Annotated in this window: 14 protein-coding genes; 8 read left to right on the top strand and 6 right to left on the bottom strand. The window is 73.7% G+C overall.

Annotated elements, in window-relative coordinates; genetic code table 11:
- Positions 1-103: 103 nt before the first annotated feature.
- Positions 104-1,282 carry a dephospho-CoA kinase gene (gene coaE, locus A8711_RS20240; protein ID WP_069089072.1) on the top strand — a complete coding sequence of 393 codons (1,179 nt, stop codon included), beginning with the start codon at positions 104-106 and terminating at the stop codon, positions 1,280-1,282.
- A gap of 36 nt (positions 1,283-1,318) precedes the next feature.
- Here coaE and A8711_RS20245 read toward each other — a convergent pair whose 3' ends face one another.
- A complete protein-coding gene (locus A8711_RS20245) occupies positions 1,319-2,938 on the bottom strand; it encodes a hypothetical protein (protein ID WP_255365654.1) in 1,620 nt (539 codons plus the stop codon).
- A gap of 300 nt (positions 2,939-3,238) precedes the next feature.
- Here A8711_RS20245 and uvrB point away from each other — a divergent pair, with 300 nt between their 5' ends.
- From uvrB to A8711_RS20265, 4 genes are all read left to right on the top strand, one after another.
- Entirely contained in the window at positions 3,239-5,344 is a 2,106-nt protein-coding gene (gene uvrB, locus A8711_RS20250) for an excinuclease ABC subunit UvrB (protein ID WP_043329585.1), read from the top strand.
- Between the two features lie 25 nt (positions 5,345-5,369).
- Positions 5,370-6,206, top strand: a complete 837-nt coding sequence (locus A8711_RS20255; protein WP_069089073.1) for a helix-turn-helix transcriptional regulator — start codon at positions 5,370-5,372, stop codon at positions 6,204-6,206.
- Between the two features lie 24 nt (positions 6,207-6,230).
- Positions 6,231-6,599 (top strand): VOC family protein, encoded by a 369-nt coding sequence (locus A8711_RS20260; protein WP_069089074.1) that lies wholly within the window; start codon positions 6,231-6,233, stop codon positions 6,597-6,599.
- A 95-nt stretch (positions 6,600-6,694) separates the two neighbouring features.
- Positions 6,695-7,591, top strand: coding sequence for a DUF5753 domain-containing protein (locus A8711_RS20265; RefSeq protein ID WP_030503826.1), 897 nt, complete (start codon positions 6,695-6,697; stop codon positions 7,589-7,591).
- A gap of 116 nt (positions 7,592-7,707) precedes the next feature.
- On the opposite strand, the gene A8711_RS20270 is transcribed toward A8711_RS20265, so the two are convergent.
- The gene (locus tag A8711_RS20270; protein WP_030503827.1) at positions 7,708-8,001 is read right to left on the bottom strand and encodes an antibiotic biosynthesis monooxygenase; all 294 of its coding nucleotides are present in this window, start codon (positions 7,999-8,001) and stop codon (positions 7,708-7,710) included.
- A 385-nt stretch (positions 8,002-8,386) separates the two neighbouring features.
- Here A8711_RS20270 and A8711_RS20275 point away from each other — a divergent pair, with 385 nt between their 5' ends.
- Positions 8,387-9,385, top strand: a complete 999-nt coding sequence (locus A8711_RS20275) for a TerC family protein (protein ID WP_043329590.1) — start codon at positions 8,387-8,389, stop codon at positions 9,383-9,385.
- Between the two features lie 8 nt (positions 9,386-9,393).
- Here A8711_RS20275 and A8711_RS20280 read toward each other — a convergent pair whose 3' ends face one another.
- Both A8711_RS20280 and A8711_RS20285 read right to left on the bottom strand, forming a co-directional pair.
- Positions 9,394-10,230 carry an NlpC/P60 family protein gene (locus A8711_RS20280; RefSeq protein ID WP_233607855.1) on the bottom strand — a complete coding sequence of 279 codons (837 nt, stop codon included), beginning with the start codon at positions 10,228-10,230 and terminating at the stop codon, positions 9,394-9,396.
- 129 nt (positions 10,231-10,359) lie between these two features.
- Positions 10,360-11,457 carry a mandelate racemase/muconate lactonizing enzyme family protein gene (locus tag A8711_RS20285; RefSeq protein ID WP_069089076.1) on the bottom strand — a complete coding sequence of 366 codons (1,098 nt, stop codon included), beginning with the start codon at positions 11,455-11,457 and terminating at the stop codon, positions 10,360-10,362.
- A gap of 44 nt (positions 11,458-11,501) precedes the next feature.
- Between A8711_RS20285 and A8711_RS20290 the strand changes: the two genes are divergently transcribed.
- On the top strand, positions 11,502-12,299 hold the full coding sequence (locus A8711_RS20290) for a tyrosine-protein phosphatase (RefSeq protein ID WP_043329595.1): 798 nt from the start codon (positions 11,502-11,504) through the stop codon (positions 12,297-12,299).
- A 5-nt stretch (positions 12,300-12,304) separates the two neighbouring features.
- Here A8711_RS20290 and A8711_RS20295 read toward each other — a convergent pair whose 3' ends face one another.
- Entirely contained in the window at positions 12,305-13,171 is an 867-nt protein-coding gene (locus A8711_RS20295; RefSeq protein WP_069089077.1) for a serine hydrolase, read from the bottom strand.
- Positions 13,172-13,232: 61 nt separating this feature from the next.
- On the opposite strand from A8711_RS20295, the gene A8711_RS20300 reads away from it, so the two are divergent.
- Positions 13,233-13,898 carry a class I SAM-dependent methyltransferase gene (locus tag A8711_RS20300; protein ID WP_069089078.1) on the top strand — a complete coding sequence of 222 codons (666 nt, stop codon included), beginning with the start codon at positions 13,233-13,235 and terminating at the stop codon, positions 13,896-13,898.
- A 536-nt stretch (positions 13,899-14,434) separates the two neighbouring features.
- Here A8711_RS20300 and typA read toward each other — a convergent pair.
- A complete protein-coding gene (gene typA, locus A8711_RS20305; RefSeq protein ID WP_043329598.1) occupies positions 14,435-16,303 on the bottom strand; it encodes a translational GTPase TypA in 1,869 nt (622 codons plus the stop codon).
- Position 16,304: the final 1 nt, after the last annotated feature.

A 16,304-nucleotide genomic window follows, 5' to 3' on the forward strand; every position in this document is an offset into this window, starting at 1 on the left:
GCCCCGTCCCCGCGTTCCGCACCAGCGGAGCGCCGGGGGCGGGGCCCGCGTCGTGTGCCGGGACGGTTTGGCATGTGGACGAGCGATCCGGTTGACTGTCCGGGTGCTGAAGGTGGGGCTGACCGGCGGAATCGGATCGGGCAAGAGCGCGGTGGCGAGCCGCCTCGCCGCGCTGGGCGCGGTGATCGTCGACTCGGACCGCATCGCCCGCGAGATCGTCGCGCCCGGCACCGACGGGCTGGCCGAGGTGGTCGCCGCCTTCTCCGACAGGGTCCTCGACGCCGACGGGGCGCTGGACCGGGCCGCCCTCGGCGCGCTGGTCTTCGGCGACGAGGCCGCCCGCCGCACGCTCGAAGGGATCACCCACCCCCGGGTACGCGCACGCAGCGCCGAACTGGTCGCCGCCGCCCCCGCCGACGCGATAGTCGTCAACGACGTCCCGCTGCTGGTCGAGGTGGGGCTCGCGCCCACGTACCACCTGGTGGTCGTGGTGCAGACGGCCGTGCCGACCCGGATGGCCCGGCTGACCCGCGACCGGGGCATGGCCGCGGCGGAGGCGCAGCGGCGCATCGCCGCGCAGGCCGACGACGCCACCCGGCGCGCGGTCGCCGACGTGCTGCTGGCCAACGACGGCACGCTCACCGAGCTGCACGCCGCCGTGGACGCCCTCTGGCGGGACCGCCTGGTGCCCTACGAGCGCAACGTCCGCGAGCGCCGCGCCGTGCCGGCCGACCCGGCGGCGCTCGCCGGGCCGGACCCGACCTGGCCCGAGCAGTACGCCCGGCTGGCCGCCCGGATCCGCCACGCGGCGGGCGGTGACGTCCGGGTCGACCACGTCGGCTCCACCGCCGTGCCGGGGCTGGCCGCGCCGGACGTGATCGACATCCAGGTGACTGTCTCCTCGCTGGACGAGGCGGACGGGCCGATCGCGCAGCGGCTGGCCGAGGCGGGCTTCCCGCGCCTGCCGGGTGACTGGTGGGACGTCCCCCGGCAGCCGGAGCCGGTGCGCTGGCCCAAGCGGCTGCACGGCGGCGCGGACCCGGGGCGTCCGGTGCGGCTGCACCTGCGCGAGGCCGGCTCGCCCGGCTGGCGGTACGCGCTGCTGATGCGCGACCACCTGCGCGCCGACCCGGCGCGGCGGGCCGACTACCTGCAGGTGAAGCGGGAGCTGGCGGCCACCGCGCCGGAGCACGCGGCGTGGGGCACTGTCAACGACCCGTGGTTCGACGAGGAGCACCTGCGCGCCGAGGAGTGGGCCGCGCAGACCGGCTGGCGTCCCTGACGCTCACCCCCGGCGTCGCGCGCGGCGGCGGGCGGGTCAGCGCGACGCCGGGCCCGGTGGACCGGCGGACACACGGCCCGGCGTGAGGTCGAGCCGGACCCAGACACCGGACCCGGTGCGCAGTTCCAGCCGGCGTGGCAGCCCACCGCGGTCGAGCCACCAGCGCCTGCCGCCCGGCACCTCGACCACGTCGACGGTCCGGTCGGCGACCCGGTCCTCCCGTACCCGGACGGCGTCTCCGTCCGGCGCGTGCGTCCCGGCGCGCAGCGCCGCGTCGATCAGCCGGTCCAGGTCGTCGCCGGGCGGGCGCGCGGGCGCCGCGAGCAACCCGGGCGGCATCGGCGTCGGCGGCGTGGCCGGCCCGTCGGGGGACCGGTGCGCCTTGGCCACCCGGCCCGGCCGGACCCAGCGCAGGGTGCGCCGGCCGCTGCCGTCCTCGATCACCACCAGGTACGCCGACGAGGTAGCCCAGCTCAGCGTGCCCGTGCCGCGCAGGGTGGCGGACGGGCCGAGCGGGGCGGTCACGGTCACCGCCGCGCCGCCGACGGCGCGCAGGCGGGCGGGCAGCGCGGCCAGCCGCTCGGCCTCGTCGTCGGTGAGGGCACGGGGTTGCCCGGGCCGGCCGCCGAGGGCGTCCACCGGGTGCAGCGTGGGCCGGTCCGCGCGGCTCAGCTCGACGGTGACCGGGGTGCCGTCGGCCAGCCGTCCGGCGAGCCGGTGCAGGCGGGCGTCGGCGTCCAGCCAGAGCGTGGGCCGCGGGTCGCCCGGCACGGCGAGCGGGGCCTGGAGCACGTCCACCGGGATGCCGCCGACGCTGTCGTGGCGCAGCCACCGGCCGTCGGCGCCGGGCGGGTCGACCCGCCCGGCGCCGAGCCCGATCAGCAGGTCGCGTACCGCGCCCAGGCCGTGCCCGCCGCCCGGGGCCCGCATCCGCCAGCCGTCAGTGGGCGGCACCAGCGGGGGCCGGGCCGGCGTGGGGAGCGCGCCGGGGTCGGGGCGCACGAGCAACGCGGAGCCGGTGGCCTGGGCCAGGCCCCGGTCGGCGTCCGCGCCGGGGCCGCCGACGTCCAGGTAGACCAGGGGGCGGGCCCAGTCGACCCAGCCGACCAGTTCGGTACGGGCGCCGCCGGCGCCCACAGTGACCCGGACGCCGGCGCGTACGTCGCGCAGGTTGGTGACCCGCAGCGCGGCCACCCGGTCGGCCTCGGCGGAGGTGAGCGGGCGAGTCGTCCCGGCCGGTGCGTCGGGCCCGGGCGTCCCGGTCAGCAGCGCGGCGACCAGCGCCGTCGCGGAGATCACGGCGGCGCCGGCGAGCGCGGCGAGCATGATCCGGCGGCGGCCCGGCCCGTCCGGTGGGTCGTCGGCGCCGTCCAGTTCCGGGCCGCCTCCGGGCCGGGCCGGGTGAGCGGGGGAGCGGCCGGTGACGAGCTCGCGGCGGCGCCGGCCGGCCACGGTGGCGGGCCGGGCCGGCGTGCTGGTGCGGGCGCGGCGGTGCCGGCGGCCGGGCTCACGGGGCACGGACTGGTCGCCGCCGCCGCGGGCGGTGAGGCGGCGGGGGCGACCCGCGCCGCGCGGGCGGCCGGCGTCGTCGGCGGACGGGGGCGCGCCGGTGTCGGGCGGCTCGCGTCGCGGCCGGCGGTCGGGAGAGGTCCCCACGAGTGGAAAACGCGAGAGCGGGGTTTCGGTGACGAGCAGGGGCGCTCGCGGCGGCCGGTCAGCGCCTGCGCGCGACCACCGTCGGCGCGCACGCCGGTCGACCCGGGTGCTGCGGCCCTGGCGCCGGGGGCAACCGGCCCTCGGAAGGGGGCGGTCGCCGGCCCGGTCGGCCGCCGCGAGCGGCCTACGGTACGAGGGTAAACCCGTGAGATGAGCCACACAATGGGAATATCGAAGCTGATCAGGGACGGTCCGTGGTCGTGGCCGGAAGTGTCGGACCGCGGGCGTACGGTTGGTGTCATGGCGCTCGACATTCCCCGGCTCGACGGCCGCTTCCAGGTCGTCAGTGAGTTCCAGCCGGCCGGTGACCAGCCGGCTGCCATCGACGAGCTTGAGCGTCGCGTGCGGCGCGGCGACCGCAACACGGTGCTGCTCGGCGCGACCGGCACCGGCAAGAGCGCCACCACGGCGTGGCTGGTCGAGCGGCTGCAGCGGCCGACCCTGGTGCTCGCCCCCAACAAGACCCTCGCGGCCCAGCTGGCGAAGGAGTTCGGCGAGCTGCTGCCGCGCAACGCCGTCGAATACTTCGTCTCCTACTACGACTACTACCAGCCCGAGGCGTACATCCCGCAGACCGACACCTACATCGAGAAGGACTCCTCGATCAACGAGGAGGTCGAGCGGCTGCGGCACTCGGCCACCATGTCGCTGCTCACCCGGCGCGACGTCATCGTGGTCGCCACCGTCTCGGCGATCTACGGGCTGGGCACGCCGGAGGAATACCTCGACCGGGCCGTGCGGGTGAAGGTGGGGCAGGAGCTGGACCGTGACCAGTTGCTGCGGCGGCTGGTCGACATCCAGTACACGCGCAACGACATGGCCTTCCAGCGCGGCACCTTCCGGGTCCGCGGCGACACGCTGGAGATCATCCCGGCGTACGAGGAGCTGGCGGTCCGCATCGAGCTGTTCGGTGACGAGATCGAGAAGCTCTACTACCTGAACCCGCTGACCGGTGACGTGGTCCGCGAGGTCGACAGCTTGATGATCTTCCCGGCCACGCACTACGCCGCCGGCCCGGAGCGGATGGAACGGGCGATCCGCGACATCGAGGCCGAGCTGGGCGAGCGGCTGGCCGAGCTGGAGCGGCAGGGCAAGCTGCTGGAGGCCCAGCGGCTGCGCATGCGCACCACCTACGACATCGAGATGATGCGGCAGGTGGGCTTCTGCTCCGGCATCGAGAACTACTCCATGCACATCGACGGCCGGCTGCCCGGCAGCCCGCCGCACTGCCTGCTCGACTACTTCCCCGACGACTTCCTCACCGTGGTCGACGAGTCGCACGTGACGATCCCGCAGATCGGCGGCATGTACGAGGGCGACGCCTCCCGCAAGCGGATGCTCATCGACCACGGCTTCCGGCTGCCCAGCGCGGCGGACAACCGTCCGCTGCGCTTCGACGAGTTCCTGGAGCGGGTGGGCCAGATGGTCTACCTGTCCGCCACCCCCGGCCCGTGGGAGCTGGAGCAGGCGCAGGGCGAGTTCGTCGAGCAGGTGATCCGCCCCACCGGCCTGATCGACCCGGAGGTCGTGGTCAAGCCGACAAAGGGCCAGATCGACGACCTCATGCACGAGATCAAGCTGCGCACCGAGCGGGACGAGCGCGTCCTGGTCACCACGCTCACCAAGAAGATGGCCGAGGACCTCTCCGACTACCTGCTGGAGAACGGCATCCGGGTGCGCTACCTGCACTCCGAGGTCGACACGCTGCGCCGGGTCGAGCTGCTGCGCGAGCTGCGCAAGGGCGACTACGACGTGCTCGTCGGCATCAACCTGCTCCGGGAGGGTCTCGACCTGCCCGAGGTCTCCCTGGTGGCGATCCTCGACGCCGACAAGGAGGGGTTCCTGCGCAGCGGCCGGTCGCTGATCCAGACCATCGGCCGGGCGGCCCGTAACGTCTCCGGCCAGGTCCACATGTACGCCGACAAGATCACGCCGTCGATGGCGGACGCGATCGACGAGACCAACCGGCGCCGGGCCAAGCAGATCGCGCACAACGAGGCGAACGGCATCAAGCCGGAGCCGCTGCGCAAGAAGATCCACGACATCCTCGACGACATCTACCGCGAGGCGGAGGACACCGAGAACAGCAACGTCGGCGGTGCCGTGCGGCAGCTCTCCCGGGGCAAGGCGCCGGTGAAGGAGACCCGCAGCCGCCGGGGCGCCGCGACCACCCCGTCCCGCGAGGGCATGGCCCGGGCCGACCTGGCCAACCTCATCCAGGAGCTCAACGACCAGATGCTCGCCGCCGCGCGGGAGCTGCAGTTCGAGCTGGCCGCACGCATCCGGGACGAGGTCGCCGACCTCAAGAAGGAGCTGCGCGGGATGGACGCCGCAGGAGTCCGGTGACCGGCGTGACGGCCGGGGCGGCGCGATGCTGACCGAGGCCGTCGTCGCGCGCCCCGATCCGCGACTGCGCCAGTGGGTGGACAGCTACCTCGGCTACCGCGAGGACGTGTCCGTCCCGCTGGCGCGCCGGGAGGTGGCGGGCGCGTTCGTGGTGCTGATCCTGGGCTGGGGCGCCCCGATGGACGTCGCCGACCCGCGTGACCGGGCCCGGGGCGCGTACGGCACGAACGCCTTCCTGGCCGGCCCGTTCGACAGCTGGTGCGCCACCCGCACCGTGGGGACGGGCACCGGGGTCCAGGTGATGCTGACCGCCCCGGCGGCCCGCCGCCTGCTCGGGCTGCCGCTGGCCGAGCTGGCCAACCGGGCGGCGCCGGTCGACGCGGTGGCGGGCTGGCTGGCCCGGCTGCGCGACGAGCTGGCCGCAGCGCCGGGCTGGCCGGAGCGCTTCGCCCGGCTCGACGCCGCGCTGTCCGCGCGGCTGGCGGCGACCACGCCGGTGGACCCGCACCTGCTGGCCGCCTGGCGGCGGCTGGACGGCGGCGGGGAAGCGGTCGGCGTGGCCACGCTGGCCGAGGAGCTGGGCTGGTCGCGTCGCCACCTGTCGGTCCGGTTCCGACGGGAGTTCGGCCTGCCGCCGAGGACCGTCGCCCGTCTGCTGCGTTTCGACCGGGCGTACGCGAGCCTGGGCCGTACCGTGCTCACCGCGCCCTCCGCCGTGCCCGACGACACCGGCTGGGCGGAGCGGGCGGCCCGGTGGGGCTACTACGACCAGTCGCATCTGATCCGGGAGTTCCGCGAGTTCGCCGGCGTCACCCCGGCCGCGCTGGCCGGGCCGGGATCTCATTCGTCCAATCCGGCCTGACCGAGGCGGCGGCAGACTGGCGGCATGCAGAGCGTTTATCCCGTCTTGCGCTATCCCGACGTGCGAGCCGCCGTCGAATTCCTCTGTTCCGCGTTCGGCCTCACCGTGCGCGAGCTGCACGAGCTGCCCGACGGCACCCTGGTCCACGTCGAGCTGGAGTACGCCGGCGATCTGGTGATGCTCGGCCCGGGGCCGGCGCCGCAGCCCCGCCCGGCCGACGACGACTACCGCGTCTACCTGGCGATCGAGGACGTCGACGCGCATCACGAGCGGGCCGGGGCGGCCGGCGCGGAGATCATCAGGGCGCCGTTCGACACCGACTACGGCTCCCGTGACTACATCGCCCGCGACCTGTCCGGGCACGTCTGGTCGTTCGGCACCTACCGCCCCTGAACGACTGGCGCCTACTCCGGGCGTGGTAGCGCTGTGTGGGCGAGGTATTGCCGAGCGTGATGGTCATGCGTACTCTCCTCCCCTGGGAGGCGTGCATGCCGTTGTCAGCAAGTCCCGTGGTCCGGAGGGCGCGGCTCGGTGTGGAGCTGCGCCGGCTGCGCCGTCGCGAGTCGCTCACGTTGGAGCAGGTCTGCGTCCGGCTGGGTTGGGCGTCCACCTCGAAGCTGTCCCGCATCGAGCTGGGGCAGAGTCGGCCCGACCTGGCCGACGTGCTCGACCTGCTCGACGTCTATCAGGTGCCGTCACCGCAGCGGGACGAGCTGATAGTCATCGCCCGGGACGCCGCCACCGGACGCGGCTGGTCCCGGGCGCTCGGCGAGATGGGCGAACGGCAGCGGGCGTACGTCGAGCTGGAGGCGGGCGCCGAGCGCATCGTCGAGTATCAGTGCGCGCTCGTGCCCGGCCTGCTCCAGACCCCGGCGTACGCCCGGTTGCGCGTATCGGCGGGCGCGGCGCTGACCGGGGACGTGGACGTGGAGGCCGAGGTCCGCGCCCGCGCGGCGCGTCAGGAGCTGCTGATCCGGCCGGATCCGCCGCACTACACGGCGCTGATCGACGAGCGGGTCTGCGACCCGGACGGCCTGCCCGGTGACGTGTGGCGTGACCAGATGCGGCATCTGCTCGCGCTCGCCGAGCGGCCTCGCGTCAGCGTCCGGCTGCTGCCCGGCGCGTCCTGCGGCGACGGCCCGCACCCGCTCGCGCCGTTCTCCTACTACGCCTACCCCGATCCGGCGGACCCGCGCACCGTGCTGGTGGAGACGCTGACCACCGACGTGCGCCTGGTGTCCGAGACGGACGTGAGCCACTACGAACGGGTCATCGAGCGGCTGCTCGCGGTCGCGCTGCCACCCGATGCCACGGCCGAGCTGGTGGCCCGGCGGCTGGGCGCCGCGCCGGTGCCCCGTCAGCGCGATCCGCACGACCTGGGCTGACCGGCGCGAGCTGGATCGACCGGCACGAGCTGGCGCGGCCACCGGGCCCGGCGCCCCCGATGACCGTCGGGGCCGGTGGCCGCGCAGCGCGCAGGCTACGGCACGGGTACGACAGTTCAGGCCGGGACGTCGGTGAAGTGCTCGACCAGCGGCGGCCCCGCGAAGTACGGGCCGATCAGCCCGCGCCACTGCGCGAACCGGTCGGTCTGGCGGAAGTTCACGTCGTGCGCCTCGACCGAGTCCCACTCGACCAGCAGGACGAACCGGGTGGGCGACTCCACGCCCCGGGTCATCCGCACGGAACGGCAGCCCTCGGCGCCGGCGAGGATCGGCCGTGCCTGCGCGTAGGCGGCGGCGAAGTCGTCCTCGTTTCCGGGCGTCACATCGATCAGCGCGACCTCAAGAACCATGTCCGCAGCCTGCCATGCCACCCCGCCGGGTGTACGCACCGGGGGAGACGCCCGGGCGAGAGTTGCTGGGCTAGCCTCCTAGGATGCGCTACGCGGGGTGAGGCGGCGCACGTCACCCAGCCGTACGACGGCCCGGAGATGCGGCACCTGGGTGTGATGGTGAACAATGGCGCCCGAGGAGGGGAGTATTCCCTCGCGGTGGAGTCGTCAGCACGGAAGAGCGCCGGTACCTTACGGTGGCCCGACCCGGCTCCGTCGGTCGGAACCTGCTGTCAGGCTCCGGCGGAAGAGACCTCCGACAGTCACCCCTGTCAGCGTCGACGCACCCCTGCAGCCCACCCGGCGTACGGTGTGCCCGAGGCCGCGTGTCTGCCGGAGGATGGATTTGAACGTGTCCGCATTGGTGTGGGCGGTAACGCTGATCGCGATGATCGCGGTCCTGCTCGCCGACCTGTTCATCATCGGCCGGCGACCGCACGAGCCCAGCGTCCGCGAGTCCAGCCTCTGGGTGGGCTTCTACGTCGGCCTGGCGCTGATCTTCGGCGGGGTGCTCTGGCTGACCGCCGGTGGCCGCGTGGCGGGGGAGTTCTACACCGGCTGGCTCACCGAGTACAGCCTCTCGGTGGACAACCTCTTCGTCTTCGTCATCATCATGGCCCGCTTCGGGGTGCCCCGGCAGTATCAGCAGAAGGTGCTGCTCGTCGGCATCATCCTGGCGCTGGTCATGCGCGGCGGCTTCATCGCGGCCGGCGCGGCGCTGATCTCCCAGTTCTCCTGGGTGTTCTACATCTTCGGCGCGTTCCTCATCTACACCGCGGTGAACCTGGCCCGGCAGGGCGAGCCGGACGAGGACGAGTTCAGCGAGAACGTGCTGATCCGGTGGAGCCGGCGGGCGCTGCCGCTGTCCCGGGACTACGACGGGGCGAAGATCACCACCCGGGAGAACGGTCGGCGGCTGTTCACCCCGATGCTGATCGTGATGATCGCGATCGGCACCACCGACCTGATCTTCGCGCTCGACTCGATCCCGGCGATCTTCGGCATCACCCAGGAGCCGTACCTGGTCTTCACCGCCAACGTCTTCGCGCTGATGGGGCTGCGGCAGCTCTACTTCCTGCTCGGCGGCCTGCTGGACCGGCTCATCTACCTCAGCTACGGCCTCGCCGTGGTGCTCGGCTTCATCGGCGTGAAGCTGATGCTGGAGGCGCTCGCCGACAACCACCTGCCGTTCATCAACGGCGGCGAGCCCGTGGGGTGGGCCCCGCACATCCCGATCTGGCTGTCGCTCACCGTCATCCTCGGCACCCTGGCCGTGGCCACTGCGGCAAGCCTGGCGAAGTCGTCGCGGGACCGGCGACGGGAGCTGGTCAAGACCCGCCCCTGACCGCAGGGTCAGACGCGGTGCGCGCCGACGAGCGTGGCGGCCCGGTCGGCGGGCAGCTCCTCCTCGACCACCCGGCGGGTCAGGTAGCAGGCGTGCAGCATCCGGCGCCGGCCGCCGTGCGGCTCGGCCGAGACGATCCCGACGTGGTGGACGCGCCGGCCGGGCCGCGCGAAGAAGTAGAGGTCGCCGGGACGTTCGTCGCCGAGCGCCACCGGCGTCGTCGCGTCCGCCTGGTCGTCGGCGTCGCGGGGGAGCGTGATCCCGTGCCGCCGCCAGGCCAGGTGGACCAGCCCGGAGCAGTCGATGCCGTCGGTGGACAGGCCGCCCCAGACGTAGAGCAGGTCACGCAGCCGCTCGGCGACCGCGAGCACCTCCTTGGCCTCGGGGCGTTCGGCCGGCAGCGGCACCAGGTCGCCCTCCGGGGCCCACAGCAGGTCGGCCCGACCCGGTACGCGGACCGGTCGCCCGCCGTCCACCGGCCGCCCGGCCGACTCCAGGCGGGTGCCGAGCACCAGGCCGCGAAGCGCGGGTGCGCCGCCCGGCGAGGCGTGCAGCGTGGTGTGGGCGACGTCGACGGTCAGCGCGGCGCCGGCCGGCTCGGCGGTGGTCAGGTGGGCGGTCCGCACCCAGCCCGGGTAGCCGTCGGCGCCGTGTTTCGCGGCGGGCTGGCCGAGCGCGACGACGCGGGCCCAGCCGTCCGGCCGCGTCTCGGTGATCCGTACCGGCTCGCCGAGCAGCAACTGGGTCAGGACGCAGTCACCGACCCGCTGGTCGCGGTCCATCCCGGCGATCCAGCCGGCGACGTCGGGGCAGTCGGCGAGAGCGGGCCGGTCGATCGGGCGCACCGCATCGGGTGCTGTCCACAGGGTCGCCACCGGCACCCGTACGACGGCCTGTCGGCACGGTTGAGGCGCCACGCGTACCCCTCTCTGGAATGCTTCTCCGGGCGACCATATGAAAAATTCTGCCGCTACTCAACCATGTGACTGAATTTTAGCTTCACGGAGGCCGGTGACGCCGAGACCCGGCGCGTCCGGCAGCAGCACGCTCGCGCCCTCGTACCGGATGCCGCCGGTCACCGGCGACCAGGCCAGCCACCAGGCGGCGTCGAGGTCCGACACGGCGGTGGTGCCGTAGGCGGCGACCAGGCTGGCGGCGGCGCCCACGCCGACCGGGCCCTCCATCATCGAGCCGACGATGGTGCCCATGCCGTGCGCGGCGGCCAGGTCCAGCAGCGTGCGGGCCGGTTGCAGCCCACCGCACTTGGCCAGCTTCACGTTGACCATGTCGGCGGCCCGCCGCCGGATCACCTCGACCATGTCCCGCACGTCGAAGACCGACTCGTCGGCCAGGATCGGCAGCCCGACCCGGTCGCTGACCCAGGCCAGCCCGTCCAGGTCACGGCGGTGCACCGGCTGCTCGACCAGTTCGACGTCGAGCCCCGCGTCCTCGATCGCGCGGATCACCCGCACCGCCTCCCGGGGCGTCCAGCCCTGGTTGGCGTCCAGCCGGATGCGCACGTCCGGCCCGACCGCGGCCCGCACCGCGCGCACCCGGTCCAGGTCGCCGCGGGCGTCGGTGCCGACCTTGAGCTTGAGCACCCCGAACCCCTCGGCACCGCGCCGCGCCGCCGTCGCGGCCAGGTCGACCGCGTCGCCGGCGGCCAGCGTGACATCCGTCGGCACCCGCAGCGCCGTGCCGCCGAGCAGACGCACCAGGGGTACGCCGAGCCGCCGCGCGGCCAGGTCGTGCAGCGCCACGTCGAGCGCCGCCTTCGCCGACTCGTTGCCGACCACGGCGCGACGCACCAGGGCGCAGCCCGCCTGGAGATCGTCGGCGTCCCGGCCGATCAGCAGCGGCGCGAGCAGTTCGCGTACGCACGCCTCGGCGCCGGCCACCGACGCGCCGGTCACCTGCCAGACCTGCGGCGCCTCACCGAAACCCGAGCGGCCGTCGCCGTCGATCACCTCCACGACCAGCGTGTCCACTGTGGTGGTGCGGCGCAGCGCGGTGACGAACGGGGTGTGTAAGGGGGCCGACAGACGGTGGGTGCGTACCGCGGCGATGGTCATGTGGGGCACCCTATAGCCAACTGGCGGCGAGCAGGGGAGGGCCGATGACCGGGCGGGAATGGGAGCTGGTGGGCGCGCCGAACGCGCGTGACCTGGGCGGACTGCCGACGACAGACGGGCGGCGGGTACGCGCCGGGCGGCTCATCCGCACGCCCGCGCTGGGCCGGCTCACCGACGAGGACCTGCCGGTGCTGGGCAAGCTCGGCCCGGCCTGCGTGGTGGACCTGCGTGACGTCCACGAGCAGGCGGTGGCCCCGCCGGACCGGCTGGCCGGTGCGCCCCGCGTGGTGCACCTGCCCGTCTACGACGCGGCGCATCCCGTCTTCACGTACGTCTCGGCGGTGCTGCAGGGCCACGACCTGAACGCCTACGCGGCGCTGGCCCGGGAGGGCATGCCGGGGGCGATGACGGCGATCTACCGCTGGTTCGTCACCGGCGAGTCGGCGCGGGCCGGTTTCAGCGCGGCGGTGCGGCTGGCCGTCGAGGACGCGAACCTGCCGCTGCTGTTCCACTGCTCGGCCGGCAAGGACCGCACCGGCTGGCTGTCGGTGGTGCTGCTGACCGCGCTGGGCGTCCAGGAGGAGGCGATCCGCGCCGACTACCTGGTGCACAACGAGCTGACCGAGAGCCTGCGCGAGGTGCTGCTGTCCGCGATGATCCAGCGCCGGCCGGACCTGGATCCGGCGGTGGCGCGGCCGCTGCTGGAGGTGCGCCCGGAATACCTGGACGCCGCCTACGACGAGGTGCGCCGGACGCACGGCTCGTTCGAGGCGTACCTGCGCGACGGTCTGGGGGTGACCGACGCGGACCGCGCGGCGCTGCGCGAGCGGCTGCTGGAGTAGCCGGGTCAGCCGGCCAGGTCGTGCCGCGCCGCCCAGACCCGCGCGGAGACGTGCGCGATCAGCCGGCAGGCGTCGTCCTCCACCTCGTCGCCGTCCGCGCCGCCGTCGGCCAGGTCGGTGGTGGTGCAGACGACGATCGTGTACGGCGGCGCGTCGTCCGGGAAGACCACGCCGGCGCCGTGGCGCACGCCGCGCACCCAGCCGTTCTTGTGCGCGATGCGGGTGCCGTCGGGCAGCCCGGCGGCCAGGTCCTCGCGGTGCTCCTGGGCGGCGAGCACGTCGAGCATGGCCGCGCAGGCAGACGGCGAGGCGAGCGGGCCGGGCCGGGTCGCGCCGAGCGCCAGCTCGCCGAGCAGGGCGGCCAGGTCGGCGGCGGTGACCAGGTTGTCGATGCCGGAGTCGCGGGCGGCGAAGTCCTCGATGCCGCGGCCGGTGACGCTGTGCCGCCCCCCGGCGAGCGCCCACGCCCGCGCCACGGCGGGCAGCCCCACCTGGCCGATGCAGATGTTCGTGGCCAGGTTGCTGGACCGGACGATCATCCGTTCGGCGAGCCAGCGCAGCGGCGCGTCCCCGCCGACGCGGTCCCAGACCGCCTCGTCGTTGTCGTAGTTCCGGGCGTTGGCGAACCGGGGCGCGCCGGGCAGCGCGGAGTCGAACGAGTTGCGCACCGGCACCGGCGCGTCCAGGTCGAGCCGGCCGGCCTCGGCGGCGCGGAACAGCGCCACCAGCACGGCGAGCTTCATGGTGCTCGCCGCGTAGTGGGTGGCGTCGGCGCGCCGCGTCCACGCCGGCCGCGCGCCGGGCCGGCCCACGTACGCGGAGATGGTGCCGGGCACCTTGTCCAGGTGCGCGTCGAGCTCCTCCCAGGTCATGGGGGCACCGTAGCCGATCTGCGGGGCAGCGGCGGGCCCGGTGCGGGGCTAGCGTGCGGAGATGACGACCCCGTTGTACGACGGCATCGCCGACTGGTACGAGGAGTACGCCAGCGAGACCTCGTCGGTCTACATGGACCGGATCCGGTCGGTGCTGGCCGGCCTGCTGGGCGAGGGCCCGGGCCGCTGCCTGGACCTGTGCTGCGGCACCGGCGCGCACGCGGCCGAGCTGCGCCGTCTCGGATGGACGCCGGTGGGTGTGGATCTGTCCGGCGGGCAACTGCGCCACGCCCGGTCGCGGCTGCCGGTGGCCCGGGCTGACGCGACAGCGCTGCCGCTGGCCGCCGGCGCGGTGCCGGCCGCGGTGTGCGTGCTCGCGCACACCGACATGCCCGACTATCCGGCCGCGCTCGCGGAGGCGGCGCGGGTGCTGGCGCCCGGTGGCCGGCTGGTGCACGTCGGGGTGCACCCGTGTTACGTGGGCGCGTTCGCCGACCGGTCCGAGCCGGAGCGGATCGTGATCGACGGCGGGTACGCCTCACGGGAGCACACGCTGCGGTCGTGGAACGCCGTGGGGGTGCGGGCGCGTGTCGGCGCCTGGCACCTGCCCCTGGCCGACCTGCTCAACGCCGTCACCGCGGCCGGTCTGGTGGTGACCCGGGTGATCGAGTCCGGCTCCGGTCCTGTCCCCGACGCCCTGGCGATCGCCGCCACCAAGCCCCGCTGACGCCTCGTCCCCGCGATCGTCCTGCTACGGGCGTTCGTCCGGGTCCGTGCCGCCACCGCTGTCGCCCGACCTCCACCGTGGTCGGCCACTCGTCCGCCCGCTTCCGGGATCCGCCCGCCCGCTCCTGCCCCCGTCCGCCGGCTTCCGCCTGCGTCGGCCCGCTCGCTTCTCCTCCGCCCACCGGTTCCGGCCTGCGTCGGGACGTCCACTGCTGGCTCAGTCCGCCAGTTCCACGTCATCCGACGGCCGCTCCCATGCCGTCCGCGGAGACCGCCCAATCTCCCACTATCCGGGATCTAGAAGGTCATATCCCGAGATCCGTGTAGATCTTGGTAGGAATCGGCCCCTGGAGGGCCCCTGGAGGGGCCATTTCGTACCAAGATCTCGCGCTTGGCGGTCGATCATGAGGTTGGCGGCGGTTATGGAGATCGAAAACGCCGCCAACCTCATGATCAACCGGGCCGGGCAGGGCAGGGGGAGAGACGGGGAGCCCGGTCCGCCTGGGGCGGGCCGGGCTCCGGGTGGGGCGGGGTGGGTCAGCCGGCGTGCTTGCGGCGGGCCGCCATCCGGCCGCGCTGGGTCTGGTCCAGCACCACCTTGCGGATGCGCACCGCGGCCGGGGTGACCTCGACGCACTCGTCCTCGCGGCAGAACTCCAGCGCCTGCTCCAGGGACAGCTTGCGCGGCGGGATCAGCTTCTCGGTCTCGTCGGCGGTCGACGAGCGCATGTTGGTGAGCTTCTTCTCCTTGGTGATGTTGACGTCCATGTCGTCGGAGCGGGAGTTCTCTCCGACGATCATGCCCTCGTACACCTCGGTGCCCGGCTCGACGAAGAGCTGGCCGCGCTCCTGGAGGTTGGTCATCGCGAACGCGGTGACCGCGCCGGCCCGGTCGGCGACCAGCGACCCGTTGTTGCGGGTGCGCAGCTCGCCGAACCACGGCTCGTACGACTCGAAGACGTGGTGCAGGATGCCGGTGCCGCGGGTCTCGGTGAGGAACTCGGTGCGGAAGCCGATCAGGCCGCGCGCCGGGACCAGCCACTCCATCCGGATCCAGCCGGTGCCGTGGTTGACCAGCTGCTCCATCCGGCCCTTGCGGGTGGCCAGGAGCTGGGTGATCGCGCCCAGGTACTCCTCCGGGGCGTCGATGGTCAGCCGCTCGACCGGCTCGCAGGTCTTCCCGTCGATCTCCCGGGTGACGACCTGCGGCTTGCCGACGGTGAGCTCGAAGGACTCGCGGCGCATCTGCTCGACCAGGATCGCCAGGGCCAGCTCACCACGGCCCTGCACCTCCCAGGCGTCCGGCCGCTCGGTGGGCAGCACCCGCAGCGACACGTTGCCGATCAGCTCCTTGTCGAGCCGGTCCTTGACCATCCGGGCGGTGACCTTGGCGCCCTTGACCCGGCCGACCAGCGGCGAGGTGTTGGTGCCGATGGTCATCGAGATGGCCGGCTCGTCCACGGTGATCAGCGGCAGCGGCACCGGGTTCTCGGCGTCGGCGAGCGTCTCACCGATCATGATCTCCGGGATGCCGGCGACGGCGATGATGTCGCCCGGCCCGGCGGACTCGGCCGGCTTGCGCTCCAGGCCCTCGGTCATCAGCAGCTCGGAGATGCGTACCCGCTGGGTGCTGCCGTCGGTGCGGCACCAGGCCACGGTCTGGCCCTTGCTGATCGTGCCCTGGCGGACCCGGCACAGCGCGAGCCGGCCCAGGAACGGCGAGGCGTCGAGGTTGGTGACGTGCGCCTGCAGCGGCGCGCCCTCGTCGTACGCGGGGGCCGGGATGGTGTCCAGCAGGGTGCGGAACAGCGGCTCCAGGTTGCTGCTGTCATCCGGGACCGCGCCGTCGGCGGGCTGGGTCAGCGAGGCGATGCCGTCGCGGGCGCAGGCGTAGACGATCGGGAAGTCGATCTGCTCCTCGTCGGCGTCCAGGTCGAGGAACAGCTCGTACGTGTCGTCGACGACCTCCTTGATCCGGGCGTCCGGACGGTCCACCTTGTTGATCACCAGGATGATCGGCAGCCGCGCGCGCAGCGCCTTGCGGAGCACGAACCGGGTCTGCGGCAGGGGGCCCTCGCTGGCGTCGACCAGCAGCACCACACCGTCGACCATGGTCAGGCCGCGCTCGACCTCGCCGCCGAAGTCGGCGTGACCGGGGGTGTCGATGATGTTGATGGTGACCGGTTCCGAGCCGTCCGCCGGCAGATACCGCACGCCGGTGTTCTTGGCGAGGATGGTGATGCCCTTCTCGCGCTCGAGGTCCATCGAGTCCATGACCCGCTCGGTGTTCTCACCGCGGGCGCCGTAGGCGCCGGCCTGCCGCAACATGGCGTCGACCAGGGTCGTCTTGCCGTGGTCGACGTGGGCGATGATGGCGACGTTGCGGAGGTCGGTGCGTAGCTGCATA

It is taken from the genome of Micromonospora sp. II, from assembly GCF_001709195.1.
Classification (GTDB): domain Bacteria; phylum Actinomycetota; class Actinomycetes; order Mycobacteriales; family Micromonosporaceae; genus Micromonospora; species Micromonospora chalcea.